16 protein-coding genes are annotated in these 18723 nt (G+C 71.4%); 9 read left to right on the forward strand and 7 right to left on the reverse strand.

The annotated features are described in order from the left end of the window. Positions 1-287 precede the first annotated feature (287 nt). Both QQM72_RS19655 and QQM72_RS19660 read left to right on the forward strand, forming a co-directional pair. Positions 288-1919: a penicillin-binding transpeptidase domain-containing protein gene (locus tag QQM72_RS19655; RefSeq protein ID WP_314222172.1), complete on the forward strand. Its 1632-nt coding sequence runs from the start codon at positions 288-290 to the stop codon at positions 1917-1919. 279 nt (positions 1920-2198) lie between these two features. Then, on the forward strand, positions 2199-3878 hold the full coding sequence (locus tag QQM72_RS19660) for a penicillin-binding transpeptidase domain-containing protein (RefSeq protein ID WP_314222173.1): 1680 nt from the start codon (positions 2199-2201) through the stop codon (positions 3876-3878). Between the two features lie 81 nt (positions 3879-3959). On the opposite strand, the gene QQM72_RS19665 is transcribed toward QQM72_RS19660, so the two are convergent. Beyond that, positions 3960-4316, reverse strand: a complete 357-nt coding sequence (locus QQM72_RS19665; RefSeq protein ID WP_314222174.1) for an SsgA family sporulation/cell division regulator — start codon at positions 4314-4316, stop codon at positions 3960-3962. A gap of 261 nt (positions 4317-4577) precedes the next feature. On the opposite strand from QQM72_RS19665, the gene QQM72_RS19670 reads away from it, so the two are divergent. The 6 genes from QQM72_RS19670 to QQM72_RS19695 all read left to right on the forward strand — a co-directional run bounded on the left by QQM72_RS19670 (position 4578) and on the right by QQM72_RS19695 (position 9658). Continuing rightward, complete coding sequence (locus QQM72_RS19670) at positions 4578-5648, forward strand: energy-coupling factor ABC transporter permease (protein ID WP_314222175.1); 1071 nt, start codon at positions 4578-4580, stop codon at positions 5646-5648. A gap of 4 nt (positions 5649-5652) precedes the next feature. Next, positions 5653-6414: a cobalt ECF transporter T component CbiQ gene (gene cbiQ, locus QQM72_RS19675; RefSeq protein WP_314222176.1), complete on the forward strand. Its 762-nt coding sequence runs from the start codon at positions 5653-5655 to the stop codon at positions 6412-6414. Then, positions 6402-7190 (forward strand): energy-coupling factor ABC transporter ATP-binding protein, encoded by a 789-nt coding sequence (locus tag QQM72_RS19680; protein WP_199920295.1) that lies wholly within the window; start codon positions 6402-6404, stop codon positions 7188-7190. Before cbiQ ends, QQM72_RS19680 begins: the two co-directional genes overlap by 13 nt. 26 nt (positions 7191-7216) lie before the next feature. Beyond that, positions 7217-7684, forward strand: coding sequence for a MarR family winged helix-turn-helix transcriptional regulator (locus tag QQM72_RS19685; protein WP_314222178.1), 468 nt, complete (start codon positions 7217-7219; stop codon positions 7682-7684). Between the two features lie 245 nt (positions 7685-7929). Continuing rightward, positions 7930-8394, forward strand: coding sequence for an organic hydroperoxide resistance protein (locus QQM72_RS19690; protein ID WP_314222179.1), 465 nt, complete (start codon positions 7930-7932; stop codon positions 8392-8394). Between the two features lie 76 nt (positions 8395-8470). Continuing rightward, a complete protein-coding gene (locus QQM72_RS19695; protein WP_314222180.1) occupies positions 8471-9658 on the forward strand; it encodes a serine hydrolase domain-containing protein in 1188 nt (395 codons plus the stop codon). Between the two features lie 104 nt (positions 9659-9762). On the opposite strand, the gene QQM72_RS19700 is transcribed toward QQM72_RS19695, so the two are convergent. The 6 genes from QQM72_RS19700 to QQM72_RS19725 all read right to left on the reverse strand — a co-directional run bounded on the left by QQM72_RS19700 (position 9763) and on the right by QQM72_RS19725 (position 15083). Beyond that, entirely contained in the window at positions 9763-10035 is a 273-nt protein-coding gene (locus QQM72_RS19700; RefSeq protein WP_314222328.1) for a DUF1876 domain-containing protein, read from the reverse strand. 348 nt (positions 10036-10383) lie between these two features. Next, the gene (locus QQM72_RS19705; RefSeq protein ID WP_314222181.1) at positions 10384-11229 is read right to left on the reverse strand and encodes a DMT family transporter; all 846 of its coding nucleotides are present in this window, start codon (positions 11227-11229) and stop codon (positions 10384-10386) included. Further along, positions 11226-11717, reverse strand: coding sequence for a YbaK/EbsC family protein (locus QQM72_RS19710; RefSeq protein ID WP_314222182.1), 492 nt, complete (start codon positions 11715-11717; stop codon positions 11226-11228). The genes QQM72_RS19705 and QQM72_RS19710 overlap by 4 nt, the downstream gene beginning before the upstream one ends. 52 nt (positions 11718-11769) lie before the next feature. Beyond that, positions 11770-11964: a hypothetical protein gene (locus QQM72_RS19715; RefSeq protein ID WP_314222183.1), complete on the reverse strand. Its 195-nt coding sequence runs from the start codon at positions 11962-11964 to the stop codon at positions 11770-11772. A gap of 128 nt (positions 11965-12092) precedes the next feature. Beyond that, a complete protein-coding gene (locus QQM72_RS19720; RefSeq protein WP_314222184.1) occupies positions 12093-14342 on the reverse strand; it encodes an MMPL family transporter in 2250 nt (749 codons plus the stop codon). 138 nt (positions 14343-14480) lie between these two features. Then, positions 14481-15083 (reverse strand): TetR/AcrR family transcriptional regulator, encoded by a 603-nt coding sequence (locus tag QQM72_RS19725; RefSeq protein ID WP_314222185.1) that lies wholly within the window; start codon positions 15081-15083, stop codon positions 14481-14483. 170 nt (positions 15084-15253) lie between these two features. Here QQM72_RS19725 and QQM72_RS19730 point away from each other — a divergent pair, with 170 nt between their 5' ends. Next, on the forward strand, positions 15254-18652 hold the full coding sequence (locus QQM72_RS19730) for a S41 family peptidase (protein WP_314222186.1): 3399 nt from the start codon (positions 15254-15256) through the stop codon (positions 18650-18652). Positions 18653-18723 lie beyond the last annotated feature (71 nt).

Genomic DNA, 18723 nt, shown 5'->3' on the forward strand with positions numbered 1-18723 from the left:
CGGCGGCACCCAAGGGGCATACACGGTCCCGACCGAAGGCGGACGGCACGCCCGATCGACCTTCATCGGCGCGACATGCGGGACTCCCGGGGCGTCACACCGACAGACAGGCCATCCCGGTCGACGACCGGCGTTCACGTACGTGGCTGGATGTACAGGCCTAACGATTGCGGAAACTCGCGCCCCACGCGCCACCCTTTCCGCTTACTGTGAGCCTGAGAAGAAATTTCTGAACGCGTTCAGAAACGCCCACGAGGGCGGCGACGGGGACAACGGGGAGGGCGCACATGCGCAAGGGGGCCAAGGCAGCGATAGTCGGCTCGGTCTTCGCGGTGATGGTGGGCGGGGCCGGGTACGGGGCCTTCAACATCGTCAACGCGCTGAACGGGGGCGGGGGCGACGGGCCGGGGGGCAGCGAGCCGGTGGCCGTGAAGACCGGGCCGCCCAGCGGATCCGAGGTGAAGGACACCAGCGCCAGGTTCTTCGCGGCCTGGGAGAAGGGGCAGGCCGTTGCGGCCGCCGGTCTCACCAACAACGCCGCGAAGGCCGAGCCGCTGCTGACCTCGTACGGCCAGGCGGCGCACATCACCGGCGTGAAGATCACACCGGGCGCCGCGGTGGGCGACAGCGTGCCCTTCTCGGTCAAGGCGACGGTGTCGTACGAGGGGAAGTCCAAGCCGCTCGCCTACCGGAGCAGGGTGACGGTCGTCCGGGGCGTCACCACCGGTAAGGCGCTGGTGGACTGGGCCCCCTCGGTCGTCCACCCCGAGCTGAAGTCCATGGACGACACCCTGGTCACGGGCTCGTCGGCGGCGCCGTCGATCGAGGCCGTGGACCGTGACGGCAAGGTGCTCACCAAGGAGAAGTACCCCTCCCTGGGGCCGATCCTGGACCAGTTGCGCGCCAAGTACGGAAGCAAGGCGGGCGGGACGGCGGGCGTCGAGCTGGCGATCAGACACGCCGCCCAGGACACCGCCGACACCCCGCTGCTGACTCTCGCCGAGGGCAAGGCGGGCAAGGTGCCCACCACCCTCAGCGCAGACGTGCAGGCGGCCGCGGAGAAGGCGGTGCAGAAGTACAACCAGTCGTCGGTGGTGGCCGTCAAGCCGAGCACCGGCGAGGTGCTGGCGGTCGCCAACAACCGGACGGACGGCTGGAACGCCGCGTTCCTGGGAGAGGTCGCGCCCGGCTCCACCATGAAGATCGTCAGCGCGGCCACCCTCATCGACAACGGGCTGACCACCGCGAACGGCCCCGCGCCGTGTCCGCCTTCGGCCGTCTCCGAGAGCCAGACCTTCCAGAACATCAAGGGCATGAAGCCCAACGAGAACGCGACCCTCGCCGAGAGCTTCGCCCGCTCCTGCAACACGGCGTTCGTGAAGTTCGCGGACGAGGTGAAGGTCGACTCGCTGACGAACGAGGCCCGGGACCGGTTCGGGATCGGCCTCGACTGGCAGACCGGCATCCCGTCCTTCGACGGCTCCGTGCCGGCCGCCGGCGGCCCGGACACCGCGGCCGGCCTGATCGGTCAGGGCCAGGTCCAGATGAACCCGCTGAACATGGCGTCGGTCACGGCGACCGCGATGACGGGCACCTTCCGGCAGCCGGTGATCGTGCCGCTCGGCCTCGACGGCCGGGAACCGGCACGCGCGCGTGGCCTGTCGTCGAGCACCGTGCAGCAACTGCGCTCCATGATGAACCGCACCGCGACCAGCGGCACCGCGGCCGAGGTGATGGCCGGACTGAGCGGCCGGATCGGTGCGAAGACCGGCTCCGCCGAGGTCGACGGGCAGAACAGGTCGGACAGCTGGTTCACGGGGTACCGGGGCGATGTCGCGGCCGCCGCGATGACCCAGGACGGCGGTCACGGAGTCGACGCGTCCGGCCCTGTCGTCGTGGACGTGCTGCGGGCGGGCTGAGCCGGCGGGACGGTGACCGACGTCACGGTGGCCGCGGGAACGGTGACCGACGGGCCGGTGACCGCCGGAACGGTGACTGACGGGCCGGTGACTGACGGAACGGTGACTGACGGAACGGTGGCTGACGGAACGGTGGCTGACGGAACGGTGGCTGACGTCACACATGACGTCACCCCTCACAGGACGGGACTCTAGGGTGGTAGCCGTCGTTGGGGTCAGTGAGGGCAACGAGGGCAGCGGGGCTGGGGGGAGGCCCCTGGGGATCCGGAGGATCTGGCAGTGGGCAAGAGAAGGCGTGTCGAAGAGCGGCGCAAGAAGCGGCGGCCCGCCGTCGCCGGCGGCATGATCGCCGTCGTGGTCGGCGGGGCGTGCATCGGCGTCTACGCGCTGTACGGGGGCGGAGCGGCGGCCGACGAGGGTTCGGCCGCCGCGGCCAACGGCACGCAGGTGCCGCGGGTCAGGGCCGACGCGCCGTCGGCGACCGAGGCGAAGACCACGGCCGCCCGGTTCCTGACCGCCTGGCAGCAGGGCAAGGTGTCCGGGGCGGCCGCCGCCACGGACGACCCGGCGGCCGCCACCGCCCTCCTGACCGGCTACACCAAGGACGCCCACGTCACGGGCGCCACCTTCACCGCGGGCAAGGCCGCCGGCGCCAAGGTGCCGTTCTCCGTGAAGGGCACGGTGAAGTACAAGGGCGTCAGCAAGCCGCTCACGTACGCCAGCGCCCTCACCGTCGTCCGTGACCCCGAGAACGGCAAGGCGCGGGTCGACTGGCACGCGTCCGTCGTCCACCCGGACCTCCAGGACGGCGACACGCTCGTCACCGGCGAGTCCGGCACCCCGCCGGTCAAGGCCGTCGACAGTGCGGGCGGCGAGCTCACCGCCGCCGAGTACCCCTCCCTCGAGCCGGTCCTGGACGGTCTGCGGGAGAAGTACGGCAAGAAGGCGGGCGGCAAGGCCGGCGTGGAGCTCCAGGTCGTCCGCGGCAAGGCGTCGAAGGCGAAGAAGGCCTCCGACAAGACGCTGCTGGAGCTCAGCAAGGGCACTCCGGGCACCGTGAAGACCACGCTGAGCCCGACCCTCCAGGCGGCCGCCGAGCAGCAGGTGGCGAAGACCGCGCGCTCGTCGGTCGTCGTGATGCGCCCCTCCACGGGCGAGATCCTCGCGGTGGCCAACGCGAGCCACGGCTTCAACACCGCGTTCAACGGCTCGCTCGCGCCCGGCTCCACGATGAAGGTCATCACCTCGTCGCTGCTCATCGAGAAGGACCTGGCGTCGGCGGACAAGGTGCACCCCTGCCCCAAGACGTTCACGTACGGCGGCTGGAAGTTCCACAACGACGACGACTTCCAGATCACCCGCGGCACCTTCAAGGCGAGCTTCGCGCGCTCCTGCAACACCGCCTTCATCAGCCAGGCGCCCGACCTGGACAACGACAGCCTGACCAAGCAGGCGCAGCAGGTCTTCGGCCTGTCGATGAACAACTGGGCGATCGGCGTGCCGTCCTTCGACGGCTCGGTTCCGGTGCAGTCGGCGGCCCAGATGGCGGCGTCGCTGATCGGTCAGGGCGGGGTGCGGATGAACCCGCTGAACATGGCGTCGGTCGCCTCCACCGTGAAGGCGGGTGCCTTCCACCAGCCGTATCTGGTCGCCCCGTCCGTGGACGACCGCACGCTGGCGACCGCCTCGCGCACGATGTCGCCGTCCACGCTGTCGCAGCTGCGCGAGCTGATGAGCTACACCGCCGCGGCCGGCACCGCCGCCGAGGCGATGTCCGGTCTGGGCCCCGACTACGGCGCCAAGACGGGCTCGGCCGAGGTCGACAACCAGGACAAGCCCAACGGCTGGTTCACCGCCTACCGCGGCGATCTGGCGGCCGCGGGCGTCGTCCAGGCCGGCGGCCACGGCGGCGACACGGCCGGACCCATCGTGGCCTCACTGCTGCGCCTGGGCGACTGACACCCCGACCGCAACACCCGCCGGAACTCCCGTCGGAACACAGTCCGCAACGCCCGCCGGTACATGGCCCGGCACGCCCGCCTAGTGCGTGACGGGCTGCTGCGCCGTCGCCATGTAGGTGCGGCGCAGGAACCGCAGCAGCGTCTTCGACTCGAACTGGACGACCGAGACGCCGTGCGGGGAGTGGAACTCCACGACGGTCTGGACGCGCCCGCACGGCCACACCCGGACCTCGCCGGTCCCGGTCGGGGCGCGCAGCCCCTGTTCCAGCAGGGTGCGGGAGAACGTCCACTCCCGCCGGTCGGGCAGCCCGACGCGGACCGACCGGGGGTCCTCGGGGTCGTAGCGCAGGACGACGGGTACGGCAGTGCGTTCTTCCTCGGCCAGATCGGCGTCGGTGACGATGTGGGCTCGCGCGTACTGTTCGACTACGGACATCGGCCGACCCTCTCACGCAGCGTGACCTGTGCGGAAGCTGTGCGTCCACTCCCCTTCCAATGTCGCATATTTTGCGGATTGCGCCCTTCCGCGCAGGCGTATCTCACATGTGCGATACACGGATTCGGCATGACCCCGTCACGGGGTCGCCGCGAGCCAGGCGGGCCAGGCGCGCCCCCACGAACCCGCGAACCCGCAAGCCCGAAGAGACAATCTTCTCGCTCTTGCGAACCGTTCGCATTAAGCCACTATCATCGTCGGGTGCACGTACCCGACGGATTCATCAACGCCCCGACCTCCGCCGTGACCGCGGTCGTCGCCGCCGGCGCCATCGCCGTGAGCCTGCGCGGCGCGCGCCGCGAGCTGGACGACCGGACCGCGCCGCTGGCCGGCCTGGTGGCGGCGTTCATCTTCGCCGTGCAGATGCTGAACTTCCCGGTCGCCGCGGGGACCAGCGGCCACCTGCTCGGCGGCGCGCTCGCCGCGATACTCGTGGGCCCCTTCACAGGGGTCCTGTGCGTGTCCGTGGTCCTGCTGATGCAGGGCATCCTCTTCGCCGACGGCGGTCTGACCGCGCTCGGCGTGAACATCACCGACATGGCGATCGTGACGACCGTCGTGGCGTACGCCGTCTTCCGCGGCCTGGTGAAGGTGCTGCCGCGCGGCCGCCGGGCCGTCACGGCCGCGTCCTTCGTCGCCGCCGTGCTGTCCGTGCCCGCCGCCGCCGTCGCCTTCACGCTCATCTACTGGATCGGCGGCACCACCGACGTGTCGATCGGCAAGGTGGCGACCGCGATGATCGGCGTGCATGTGCTGATCGGCATCGGCGAGGCCGTGATCACCGCGCTGACCGTGGGCGCCGTCGTCGCCGTCCGGCCGGATCTCGTCCACGGCGCGCGCGATCTGCGGCAGAAGCTCCGGCTGCGGGTGCACGGCGAACTCGTCGACGCCCCGACGGCCGAGGAGACGCCGGCCGGCGCGCGCACACCCGTGGCGGCGCGCACCTCGCGGCGCACGCTGTGGGTGACGGGCCTGGTCACCTCTCTCGTCCTGGCCGGCTTCGTCAGCTTCTACGCCTCCGCGAACCCCGACGGCCTGGAGAAGGTCGCCGCAGACAAGGGCATCGACAAGAAGGCCGAGGAGCACGCGTCCGCCGACTCCCCCCTCGCCGACTACGGCGTCGAGGACGTGACCAACGCCCGTCTGTCCGGTGGCCTCGCGGGCGTGATCGGCGTCGGCACGACCGTCGTCGCGGGCAGCGCGGTGTTCTGGGCGGTGCGCAGGCGCCGGACGGGCGACGACGTGTCACCGACGGCCGTAGAGAACGTCTGACGTCATGGGCGCGGGACACGCACACCGGCTCTACCGGCACGGGCACTCGCCCGTGCACGGCCTGCCGCCGCACACCAAACTCGCCGCCGTCCTCGCCTTCGTGGTGGTCGTGGTGTCGACGCCGCGGGAGGCGATGTGGGCGTTCGGCCTGTACGCGGTCCTGCTGGCCCTCGTCGCACGCCACGCGCGCGTGCCCGCCGGTTTCCTGCTCAAACGGCTTCTGATCGAGGTGCCGTTCGTCGCGTTCGCGGTACTGATGCCGTTCGTGGCGGAGGGCGAGCGGGTGGACGTCCTCGGCCTGTCGCTCAGCGTCAACGGCCTGTGGGGCGCCTGGAACGTCCTCGCGAAGGGCACCCTGGGCGTCGCCGCCTCCGTACTGCTGGCGTCCACCACCGAGCTGCGTGAACTGCTCCTCGGCCTCCAGCGCCTGCGGCTGCCCCCGCTGCTCGTGCAGATCGCCTCCTTCATGATCCGCTACGGCGACGTCATCACGGACGAGATGCGGCGCATGCGGATCGCCCGCGAGTCGCGCGGGTTCGAGGCGCGCGGCATACGGCACTGGGGGGTGCTCGCGAAGTCGGCGGGCGCGCTGTTCATCCGCTCCTACGAGCGCGGCGAACGCGTGCATCTGGCCATGATCAGCCGGGGGTACGCCGGTTCGATGCCGGTGATCGACGAGGTGACCGCGTCACGGGCGCAGTGGTCGTACGCACTGACCCTCCCGTTCGTCGCTCTTCTGGTCTGCGTGTTGGGATGGTCCCTGTGACTGACGCCGTGACGCCTTCCGTGACGCCCTCGCCCTCCCTGGAAGTGGCCGGGCTGGCCTTCGCCTATCCCGACGGCCACCAGGCGCTGTTCGGCGTGGACTTCTCCGTCGCGCGAGGCGAGCGGGTCGCGCTGCTCGGCCCCAACGGCGCCGGCAAGACGACCCTCGTGCTGCATCTCAACGGCATCCTGACCGGCGGCGCGGGCACCGTGACGGTGGCCGGACTGCCCGTCGGCAAGCAGCACATGGCCGAGATCCGCCGCAAGGTCGGCATCGTCTTCCAGGACCCGGACGACCAGCTGTTCATGCCGACGGTCCGTGAGGACGTGGCGTTCGGGCCGGCCGCCGCCGGGCTGAAGGGGGCCGCCCTGGAGGCGCGGGTCGACCACGCCCTCGAACAGGTCGGCATGGCGGAGTTCAAGAACCGCCCGCCGCACCACCTGTCCTTCGGCCAGCGCCGCCGGGTGGCCGTCGCGACGGTGCTCGCGATGGAACCGGAGATCCTCGTCCTGGACGAGCCGTCCTCCAACCTCGACCCGGCCTCGCGCCGTGAACTGGCCGACATCCTGCGGTCGCTGGACGTCACCGCGCTCATGGTCACGCACGACCTGCCGTACGCCCTGGAGCTGTGCCCGCGCGCGCTCATCCTGAGCGAGGGCGTGATCGCCGCGGACGGCCGGACCGGCGACCTGCTCGCCGACGACGCCCTCATGCGCGCCCATCGCCTGGAGTTGCCCTTCGGGTTCGACCCGCGCTCCGCGACAATGGGCGCGTGAACAATGGGCGCGTGAACAATGGGCGCGTGACGAACGAGGCACCGACCGCCGACGGCACGCCGCTCCTCGACGAGCAGCTGTGCTTCGCGCTGTACGCGGCCCAGCGGGCGGTGACCGCCGCCTACCGGCCGCTCCTGGACGAACTGGGGCTCACCTACCCCCAGTACCTCGTGCTGCTTGTCCTGTGGGAGCGCGGTGAGACGACCGTCAAGGAGCTGGCGTCGGCCCTGCGCCTCGACTACGGCACGATGTCGCCGCTGCTGAAGCGGCTGGAGACGGCGGGGCTGGTGCGCCGGGAGCGCTCGGCGCGGGACGAGCGCTCGGTGCTCGTCGCGTGTACCGGACGCGGGGAGGAACTGAAGGGGCGCGCGGAGCGCGTGCCCGCCTCCCTGCTCGCGACGACGGGGCTCGGGACGGCTGAGGTCACGCGGCTGCGTGAGGAGCTGTGGGAGCTCGCGGAACGGGCACAGGGCGCGGCGGACCGCACCCGCTGAGTGCGCCTGAATCCGGATCCGACTGAATCCGGATCCGACTGGATCCGGATTGGATCCGACTGAGCCTCACGGCTGCTCCGCGATGGCGACACGGCTGCCGGGCGACGGCCCGGCGGTCGCCCCACGCCTGGAGTTACCCACGGTTACGACCCCCCTGGCAAGCGAGCGCCTACCTACCAGCCGGTACCTTGTGCACGATGTAATTGGGCAAGGTTATTGGGCAAGTTCCCGGGGGAGGTCCCGCCGTGACCGAAGGCAGCGCCGTCGACACCGTCGACACCGTCGACACCCGTCCGACGAAGATCGCATACGTCGCCGAGGCAACCGCGCACGGCGGCCGCGACGGATACGTGACCAGCCAGGACGGCCAGATCGAGCTGAAGGTGGCGATGCCGCCGGAGCTGGGCGGCGACGGCAACGGCACCAACCCGGAACAGCTCTTCGCCGCCGGTTACAGCTCCTGCTTCCACAACGCGCTGATCCTCGTCGGCAACCGCGCCGGCTTCGACCTCACCGGGTCCACGGTGGCGGCGAAGGTCGGGATCGGCCCCAACAAGACCAAGGGTTACGGGCTCGCCGTCGCGCTCAGCGTCTCGCTCCCCGTTCTCGACCCGGAACTCGCCGGGAAGCTGGTCGACGCGGCGCACCAGGTGTGCCCGTACTCGAACGCCACCCGCGGCAACATCGATGTAACGATCATTCTCGGCTAGTGAAACGAAGGAATCGCAGGCTGGCCAGGGGTGTTCCCCCGGGAGTCGAAGGCGATCTCCGAGAGGGCGTGCGGGCGTGAACGTGAGCGGTGCGGTGGCCGAGGGCTTCGAGCCGGTCCGGGAGGCGTTCGTACGGAACTTCGAGGTGCTCGGGGACCGGGGCGCGGCGGTGGCCGTCTACCGGGACGGGCACAAGGTCGTCGACCTGTGGGGTGGCACGCGGGACGTCGACGGCGCGGTCGGTGCGGCCGGCGGGGCGCCCTGGGAACAGGGCACCGCGCAGATCGTGCGGTCGGCGACCAAGGGCGTCGCCGCCGTCGCGCTCCTGCTGCTGCACCAGCGCGGGGAACTGGACCTGGACGCGCCCGTGGGGGCGTACTGGCCGCAGTACAAGGCGGCGGGCAAGGAGCGGACGCTCGTCCGGCACCTGCTCGCGCACCGCGCGGGCGTCCCCGTGCTGGACCGGCCGCTGACACCCGCCGAGGCCGCCGACCCAGACCTCGGCGCGGCGGCGGTGGCGGCGCAGGCGCCGGCCTGGGAGCCCGGAACGGACCACGGGTACCACGCGCAGACGTACAGCTGGCTGACCGGCGAGCTGGTGCGGCGGATCACCGGTCGGACCATCGGCGAGTGGATCGCCGACGAGATCGCCGGCCCGGTGCGGGCAGACCTGTGGCTCGGGCTGCCACGGGCGCAGCGCGCGCGGGTGGGGCGCGTGGGGCAGGTGGACGCGCCCGCGCCGAGCGGGGCGCTGAAGACCCGGCCCAAGCCGGCCGTCACCGCCGCCTACGCCGATCCCGCCTCCCTCACCCGCCGCGCCTTCGCCGCGATCACCCCGATGCCCGACGAGAACGACCCCGCCTACCGGGCGGCGGCGCTCCCCGCCTCCAACGGCATCGCCACCGCCGACGGCCTGGCCCGCTTCTACGCGTCGCTGATCGGCGAGGTGGCGGGCGGGGTGCGGCTGCTGCGTCCGGAGACGGTGGAACTGGCCCGCGGCGAGCAGTCCTCGGGCCCCGACCGGGTGCTCGTCGTCAACACCCGGTTCGGCCTCGGCCCCATGCTGCACGGAGCCGCGTCCCCACTGCTGTCCCCCACCTCCTTCGGCCACCCGGGCCGCGGGGGCGCACTCGGTCTCGCCGACCCCGAGTCCGGCGTCGCCTTCGGCTATGTCACCAACGGCTTCCGGACGAGCGTGACGGCGGACCCGCGCGCGCAGTCACTGCTGCGAGCGCTGCGGACGGCCCTGGCCGCCGAGCGCTGACGCCCACACGTCTCACACGCGTCTTACGGGCGTCGCGTCACACGCGTCTTACGGGCCTCGCGCCCATCGCACGCGTATCGCATGCCTCGCCCGCTTCACGCATCTCACACGTTGATCGAGTGAGACCTGTGGCCCGAGTCGTCGTCGATCTCCACATGGGCCTTGGTCAGCAGCTGCATGGCGATCTCGTTGAGGGCGCGGGCACCGGCTATCTCCTCGCCGACCCGTGGCTGGTCGACGTCCACGTTGTGCCGGGTGGCATGGCCGTGGGTCTTGATCTCGGTCCCGTCGGGCAGGCGTACCAGCGCCACCGCGCGCGTGTGCCGACCGTCCTCCTCGAACTCCAGCTCGACATGCCATCCGACAGTGGTGTGCATAGTGGTCATGAGGTCACCTCCGGGACTCTCCTTCCAGGGTGCTCCCGAGAACGGACGAACGCACCCAGTCGGCTCAGGGCAGCAGCCGCGTTCCGTCGGGGCGATCCGCAGCCGTACCTGGCCGACGTGGGTTTCGGCGGGGCAGCAGCCGTGCCTGGTGCAACCCCGCAGGGTCGCCGCGTCGGCACGGCGTTCCCCCTCCCAGCCGATCCTCCTCAGGTAGGAGTCGAGATCGTCAGGGCCGAACGCCGTTGTCCCGGGCATGACTTCACCCTGACCAGCCGGGCACCGGACGACGGAAGCACGGAACAGCGGACGGACGGGCGGGCGGAGGAGTGGGCGAGCGGGTCAGCCCGTGTGCAGCATCAGGCCGATACCGACGACGAGGAGTCCGGCTGCCACGAGCCGGGGCGCGCCGAACCGCTCCTTGAAGACCACCGCGCCGATGGCCGCTCCGACGATGATCGACGACTCGCGCAACGCGGCGATCGGCGCCAGTTCGGCGCGGGTCTGCGCCCACAGGACGAGGGCGTACGCGAGGACGGACAGCGCGGAGCCGAGCAGGCCCAGGGCGGCGTAGGGGCGGAGCACGCCGAGGGTCTCCCCGCGCCAGCGGTGGACCGCGTACGCCGGGATGAAGACCCCTTGTACGGCCATCAGCCAGGCGATGTACCCCAGGGAGGACCCGGAGGCGCGGACGCCCAGTCCGTCGACGACGGTGTACGTGGCGATGGTCAGCCCGGTCGCCAGCGCGGCGCCGATCGCCGCCCAGTGGGGCCGTCGGCCGCGCAGCCCCCAGAGGGCGACGCCGGTCAGCCCCGCGCAGGACAGCGCGACTCCGGCGGCCGCCCAGCCGTCCGGCACCTCGTGTGCGAAGACGGCGGCGAGGACGGTGACGACGAGCGGCGCGGAGCCGCGCGCGATGGGGTAGGCCTGCCCGAAGTCGCCGAGCCGGAACGACCGCATCAGCAGCACGTAGTACGCGATGTGGATGAGAGCGGAGGACAGCAGGTACGGCCACGCGCGGGCCGCCGGGAACGCGGTGAAGGGCACGAGCGCGAGCCCGATGAGCATGCCTCCGCCGGCGATCAGCGTGAACCCGACGAGTTTGTCGGTGATCCGGTGGGCGATGGCGTTCCAGCTGGCGTGGGTGATCGCGGCGACCAGGACGGCCGCGGTGACCAGCGGGGTCACGCCGTGCGCTCGCGCACGTCCACGAGGGTCGCGTCGGCTTTCTCTACGAGGTCCTGGGGCGCGATGGGGAAGACGACGTGCGGGTTCCCGGCGGCGGCCCACACGACGTCGTGCGCGAGGAGGTTGCGATCGGCCAGCACCCGCGTCCGCGTCCGGTGCCCGAAGGGCGGTACACCCCCGATCGCGTACCCGGTGGTCTCCCGTACGACGTCGGCGGCGGCCCGGGTCACCTTCGCCACGCCGAGTTCCCGGCGCACCAGCTCCACGTCGACGCGCGAGGCGCCGTCCATCAGCACCAGCACGGGCACCCCGTCCGCGGCGAAGATCAGCGACTTGCAGATCTGGCTCAGCTCACACCCGATCGCGGCGGCGGCCTCGGCGGCGGTCCTGGTCGCCTCGGGGAACCGGCGGACCCGGGCGTGCAGCTGGTCGAGGCCCAGGTCGTGCAGTGCCTCGGCGAATCGGGGATGCGCAACTGTCGTCGTCATGCACGGCACGCTAGCGGTGCGTGTACGGGGCAGGCGAGCGAGTTGTCCCGTCTCACGACGCCGGGCCCGCGCGGAGCCGTCGTACGTCCCGCGCGAGCACGCACGAAGCGCTGAGCAGGATCGCGGCTCCGGCCCCGATCCACAGCGCGGATGCCCCGTCGCGGTACTCACGGACGGCGAGGACGAGCAGCAATACGCTGACCAGAACGCCGAAGGACGAGATCAGAGCGCCGATGCGGTGAGCCACCCGGACACCGTAGACGACGGCCTCGGCCGACCGGTGGCAGGCCGGTGGCAGACCGCGAAAAGAAGCCGGTGAGGGCGCCCCGTCCCCACGGAACCCTCACCGGCGGTCTTGTGCGGTGGACCGGTACGTCAGGCGCGCACCAGTTCCCGGTCCTCGTCGCCGTCACGGGACGAGGCGGCGTCGGCCTGGGTCTTCAGGCCCTCGCCCTCGACGTCCACGTTGGGCAGGGCGCGGTCCAGCCACTTCGGCAGCCACCAGGCCTTCTTGCCGAGCAGCGCCAGCACCGCCGGCACGATCGCCATGCGCACGATGAACGCGTCGAAGAAGACGGCGATCGCCAGGCCGAAGCCGATCATCTTGATCATCGACTCGGTGGAGCTGATGAAGCCGCCGAAGACGGCCATCATGATGATCGCGGCGGCGGCCACCACCTTGGCGCTGTGCCGGAAGCCGGTGACGATGGCCTGGCTCGGGCTCTCGCCGTGGACGTACGCCTCCCGCATCCGGGTCACGAGGAACACCTCGTAGTCCATCGCGAGGCCGAAGACCACGCCCACCATGAAGATCGGCATCATCGACATGATCGGGCCGGTCTCCTCGACGCCGATCAGGCCGCCGAGCCAGCCCCACTGGAAGACCGCGACGACGGCGCCGAGCGCGGCGAGCACGCTGAGCAGGAAGCCGAGGGCCGCCTTCAGCGGGACCAGGATGGAGCGGAAGACCACGATCAGCAGCAGGAAGGCCAGGCCGACGACCAGGCCCAGGTACGGGATCAGCGCGTCGTTGAGCTTCTGCGAGAAGTCGATGTTCATGGCGGTGGTGCCGGTGACCAGTACCTGCGCGCCGGTGTCGGCCCTGACGTCGGCGCCCTGGCCACGGATGGCGTGCACCAGGTCCTCGGTCTGGGTCGAGGACGGCTTGGAGCCCGGGATCACGGTGATCGTGGCGGTGTCGCCGGCCTTGTTGAACATCGCCGGGGTGACCGTCGCGACGTCCTGGAGGTCCTTGATCCCGTCGGTCACGCTGGTGGCCGCCGCCTTGGGGTCGTCGCTGTTCTTGGCGTCGACCACGATCATCAGGGGTCCGTTGAAGCCGGGCCCGAAGCCCTCCGACAGCAGGTCGTACGCCCGGCGCTGCGTCGTGGACGTCGGCTGCGAGCCGTCGTCGGGCAGGCCCAGCTCCAGCTGGGTGGCGGGGACGGCGATCGCGCCCAGCCCGACCACGCCGAGCAGCAGCACGGCGGCCGGACGGCGGATGACGAAGCTCGCCCAGCGGACCCCCGGACCGGGCTTGGCCTGCTTGGCCTGCTTGCCCTTCTCACCGGTGCCGGCACCGGTCTTGTCACCGGTCGACCTGCGCTTGTCGCCCGTGGCCCTGACCCGCTTGCCGGCGTAGCCGAGCAGCGCGGGGATCATGGTCAGCGCGATGAGGACGGCCACCACGACCGTGCCCGCCGCCGCGAGGCCCATCTTGGTCAGCATCGGCACGTTGACGACCGCGAGGCCCGCCAGGGCGATCACGACCGTGAGCCCGGCGAAGACCACCGCCGAGCCGGCGGTGCCGGTGGCGCGGCCGACCGCCTCCTCGCGGTCGCGGCCCTCGGCCAGCTCGCTCCGGTAGCGGGAGACGATGAACAGCGCGTAGTCGATGCCGACCGCGAGGCCGATCATCAACGCGAGGGTGGAGGTGGTGTCGCCGAGGTCGAGCGCCTTGGCGAGGGCGGTGATGGTGGAGACGCCGATGCCGACACCGATGATCGCCGTCAGCAGCGGCAGTCCGGCGGCGACCAGCGAGCCCAGGGTGATGACGAGGACCACGGCGGCGATCGCGAGACCGATGACCTCGCCGATCGCGCCCGGCTCGGCGCCGGCCTGGAGGGCGTCACCTCCGACGTCGACGGTCAGTCCGGTCGCCCGGGCGTCGTCCCCGGCCTTCTCCAGGGCGTCCCTGGTCGAGTCCTTCAGCTCCATGCCGGGGGCGTCGTACTTCACCGACGTGTAGGCGACCGTCCCGTCCTTGCTGACGGCGTTCGTCGTGAACGGGTCGGTGACCGAGACGACCTCGGAGCCGTCGCCGAGAGCGTTGACGGTCTTCTCGACCGTCGCCTTGTTGGCGGCGTCCGTCATCTTCTGGCCCTCGGGCGCCTTGAAGACGATGCGCCCGGTCCCGCCGTCGGCACTGGCTCCGGGGAAGCGCTGTTCCAGCAGGTCGAAGGCCTTCTGGGCCTCGACGCCGGGGATGGAGAAGGAGGTCGTGCCGGCGGCGGGCGCCGAGGCGGCGCCGACACCGGCCAGGGTCAGCAGGGCCACCCATATCAGGGCGACGAAGTGGCGTCGCCTGAAGGCGAGACGGCCGAGTTTGTAAAGGAACGTGGCCACGGAGGCGTACTCCCGGTCAGGTCGTGGTGTGGGGCCGCAGGCCCCAAGGGCAGGGTTGACCAACCCGGCGGGGAGAGCAGGGGTGATCGGCCCGACGACGTGAGCGGTGACGTCAGGGTGGGCGGACCGTGGGGACGGTCAGGTGGTGGAGACGCCGAGGGCAGGGAGGACCACGGCGTCGATGTACGAGAGGAGGAAGGCCTGCGTCGGCGGTTGTTCGTCGAGCATGGTGCGGGCGGCGAACGCGCCGATCATCATGTGCGGCACGTAGTCGAGCGCGGGGTTGTCCGCACGGACCTCGCCCCGGTCGATCGCCCGCTGGAGCACGTTGCGGAACTCCGCCATCTCCGGCTCGACGAGGTGTTCCTTGAACGCCCTCAGAAGGTCCGGGCTGCCATGGATCGCCATGGCCAGTCCTCGCATCAGCGCGGAGTTCTGCTCCATCTCGCAGTCGTCCGAACGCATCGTGAGGGCATGCAGGTCGCCCCGGAGCGATCCGGTGTCGACGCCGCCGGCGGAGGCGCCCGGCTTGTCGTGCCGCACCGCCTTCGCCACCAGCTCGGCCTTGCCGCCCCACTGGCGGTAGAGCGTCGCCTTGCTGGATCGGGTGCGGGTGGCGACGGCGTCCATGGTGAGGGCGTCGTAGCCGACCTCGCGGAGCAGGTCGAGCACGGCCCGGTACAGCTCGGCCTCGCGCTCGGGCGTGATGCGACTGCGACGCGTCGTTGCGATCTCAGTCATGTCACTCACCTTCCGGCTCCGTCGTCCCTACTCGTCTCGTACACCATGAAGATACCCCGAGGAACAGCGAAACGAAACCGTTTCGTACGTGTGCTGGCTCACGAACGTGAAGGGCGCATAAAGCAAGCGCATAAGTTGCCCGGCCCCATTCGCCGGAAAAGCATGGGGAGGTGAGCTATCTGCGTCTGCCCCACCTCAGTGGTGACCTGCTGTGCTTCGTGGCCGAGGACGATCTCTGGCTGGCCTCCCTGACCGGCCCCGGCCGCGCCTGGCGGCTCACCGTCGACCGCACGAAGGCCGGACACCCCCGGTTCTCCCCCGACGGGACCCTGATCGCGTACACGAGCTGGCGCAGTCTCGTCCCGGAGATCCATCTGGTGCCCGTGGACAGCGGACCGGGACGGCGGCTGACGTACTGGGGCAGCTCCGACACCCAGGTCTGCGGCTGGACGCCCCCCGACCAGGACGGGTACACCGACATCCTCGCCGTCGCCTCCCACGGCGAGCCCTTCTCCTACTTCACCTGGGCCTACAAGGTCCCCACCGACGGCGCACCCGGCCGCAAGCTCCCCTGGGGCCCGGTCTGCGACCTGCAGACCGCCGACATCGCCGGCGAACGCAAAACCCTCCTGCTCACCGGTACCCCACCGCACGAACCCGCCGCCTGGAAGCGCTACCGGGGCGGGGCGACGGGCCGCCTGTGGCTGCACGGGCAGCGGCTCCTGGCAGACCTCGACGGTCATCTGCACTCCCCCCTCTTCGTCGGCGGACGGATCGCCTTCCTCTCCGACCACGAAGGCGTCGGCAACCTCTACTCCTGCGCCCACGACGGCTCCGACCTGCGCCGGCACACCGACCACGACGCCTTCTACGCCCGGCACGCCTCCAGCGACGGCACGCGGGTGGTGTACCAGTGCGCCGGCGACCTGTGGATCGTCGACGACCTCGCCGCCGACTCCGGGCCGCGCCGGATCGACGTGCGGCTCAGCGGACCGCGCGCGGGGCGGCGGCCCTACCAGATCCCGGCCGCGCAGCACGTGGACGGCATCTCCGTCGACGAGACGGGACGGGCGAGCGCCGTCGTCGTACGCGGCAGCCTGTACTGGCTGACGCACCGGGACGGCCCCGCCCGGACGATCACCGACACCCCCGGGGTACGGGTGCGGCTGCCGGAGATGCTCGGCTCGGGCGGCCAGGTCGCCTATGTGACGGACGCGGAGGGCGAGGACGCCGTCGAGATCGCCCATCTGCCCCGGGCCACCGGCGACCGCGCGCCCCGCAGGCTGGCCTCCGGGCGGCTCGGGCGGGTGCTGGAGATGGTCTCCGACCCCGACGGCGAGCGGCTCGCCGTCGCCGCGCACGACGGACGGCTGCTCCTCATCACCGTGTCCGACGACCTCGCCATGTCCGACGACCTCGCCACGTCCGACGACGACATCACCAGGTCCGACGACACGGGCGCCGAGGACCCGGACGGTACGGATCTGGGCGGCGCGGAGCCGGACGGCACGGAGCCGGACGGCACGGAGCCGGACGGCGCGGAAGCGGACGGCGCGGTCACCGAGCTGATCTCGTCGGTCAACGGACCCGTGCGGGACCTGGCCTTCTCCCCCGACGGGAGCTGGCTGACCTGGTCGCATCCGGGGATCGGCCGGTCCCTGCGGCAGATCAAGATGGCCCGCATCAAGGACCGGCTCATCGTCGACGTCACCAACGGCCGGTTCGAGGACGAGAACCCGGTCTTCACCCGGGACGGCCGCTATCTGGCCTTCCTCTCCTGGCGCGGCTTCGACCCGGTGTACGACGTGCACACCGGAGACCTCTCCTTCCCGCTGGGCTGCCGCCCCTACCTGGTGCCGCTGTCGTCGGCGACCCCTTCCCCCTTCGCCCTGACCCCGGAGGGACGGCCCGCCGCAGGAGGCCTGGACCCGGTGACGGACGACGAGGGCGGCGACGGAGCCGTGACCGTCGAGATCGAGGGCCTGGAGAGCCGCGTCACGCCCTTCCCGGTGCCGGCGTCCAAGTACTCGGCGCTGTACCCGGTGGCGGGCGGCGGACTGGTGTGGCTGCGCTGGCCGATCTCGGGGGCGCTGGGCGAGACCTTCGCGAACCCGGACGACACCAGCGGGCGGCCGACACTCGAGTACTTCAACATCAGCAAGGCGAAGAAGTCCGAACTCGTCGACCACCTGGACTGGTTCGCGCTCAGCGGGGACGGCTCCCGGCTGGTCGTGGTCGACGAGGGCGACCTGCGGGCGGTGCCGTCGGCCGAGTCCGGCGACCTGGACTCCACCGTCTGGATCGACCTGCGGCGCATCCTGCACGAGGTGGACCCGGGCGCCGAGTGGCGTCAGTCGTACGAGGAGGCCGGGCGGCTGATCCGCGCCTACTTCTGGGACCCGGGGATGTGCGGCATCGACTGGGACGCGGTCCTCGACCAGTACCGGCCGCTGGTCGAACGGGTCGCGTCACCCGACGAGTTCGCGGACCTGCTGCGTGAGGTGCTGGGCGAGCTGGGCACGTCCCACGCGTACGTCACCGCCGCCCGCCGCAACGAGGGCCCGCCGCACTACCAGCGCCTCCAGGGCCTGCTGGGCGCCAACCTCGTACGCCGGGAAGCCGGTTGGACGGTCCGGCGGATCCTGCCCGGCGACTCGTCCGACTCCAAGGCGCGTTCCCCGCTGGCCGGGACCGGGATCCGGGACGGGGCGGTCCTCACGCACGTGGACGGACGGCAGGTCGACCCGGTGACCGGCCCGTATCCGCTCCTCGCCGGCGCGGGCGGCACCACGGTGGAACTCACCTTCACCTCGGCCGAAGGCGGTTCGGGCCGTCCGCGCCGGGTGGCCGTGGTGCCGCTCATCGACGAACGCCCGCTGCGCTACCAGGACTGGGTGGCCAAACGGCGGGCCGTGGTACACGAGTTGAGCGGTGGCCGGTGCGGCTATCTGCACATCCCCGACATGGGCGGCTCGGGCTGGGCCCAGTTCAACCGCGACCTGCGGATGGAGGTGTCCAGGCCCGCACTGCTCGTGGACGTGCGCGGCAACGCGGGCGGGCACATCAGCGAGCTGGTGGTGGAGAAGCTGACCCGCACCATCCTGGGCTGGGACCTCACCCGCGACGCCCAGCCGGTGTCGTACGCCTCGAACGCGCCCAGGGGCCCGGTGGTGGCGCTGGCCGACGAGGCCACGTCCTCGGACGGCGACATGATCACGGCCGCCTTCAAGCTGCTGAAGCTGGGGCCGGTGGTCGGCCAGCGCACCTGGGGCGGCGTGGTCGGCATGACCGGCCGCCACCAGCTCGGCGACGGCACCGTCATCACCGTCCCGATGAACGCGGCCTGGTTCGACGCGTACGGCTGGTCCGTGGAGAACCGGGGTGTCACCCCCGACCTCGAGGTGCTGCGCACCCCGCTCGACTGGGCCGAAGGCCGCCACGCCCAACTCGACGACGCCGTAAGGCTGGCCCTGGACCTCCTCACCAGCCGCCCCCCGGCGAGCCCGCCGACCTACGACGACGTCCCCGACCGCTCCCGGCCCAGGCTGCCTCCCCGGCACGGGGTTTAGAGGTCGTCGCTGTCACCGGCCGTCGTCTCACCGGTCGTCGCGACGACGTCCTTCGCAACGGTCGTCGCGAC

It is taken from the genome of Streptomyces zaehneri (genome assembly GCF_032248645.1).
Classification (GTDB): domain Bacteria; phylum Actinomycetota; class Actinomycetes; order Streptomycetales; family Streptomycetaceae; genus Streptomyces; species Streptomyces coriariae.

What these genes read in the sequence shown, in the direction of transcription:
- QQM72_RS19665 (WP_314222174.1), bottom strand. Translation starts at nt 4,316, where the DNA reads ATGTCCGTAGTCGAACAGTACGCGCGAGCCCACATCGTCACCGACGCC.
- QQM72_RS19700 (WP_314222328.1), bottom strand. Translation starts at nt 10,035, where the DNA reads ATGCACACCACTGTCGGATGGCATGTCGAGCTGGAGTTCGAGGAGGAC.
- QQM72_RS19655 (WP_314222172.1), top strand. Translation starts at nt 288, where the DNA reads ATGCGCAAGGGGGCCAAGGCAGCGATAGTCGGCTCGGTCTTCGCGGTG.
- QQM72_RS19680 (WP_199920295.1), top strand. Translation starts at nt 6,402, where the DNA reads ATGGTCCCTGTGACTGACGCCGTGACGCCTTCCGTGACGCCCTCGCCC.
- QQM72_RS19710 (WP_314222182.1), bottom strand. Translation starts at nt 11,717, where the DNA reads ATGACGACGACAGTTGCGCATCCCCGATTCGCCGAGGCACTGCACGAC.
- QQM72_RS19725 (WP_314222185.1), bottom strand. Translation starts at nt 15,083, where the DNA reads ATGACTGAGATCGCAACGACGCGTCGCAGTCGCATCACGCCCGAGCGC.
- cbiQ (WP_314222176.1), top strand. Translation starts at nt 5,653, where the DNA reads ATGGGCGCGGGACACGCACACCGGCTCTACCGGCACGGGCACTCGCCC.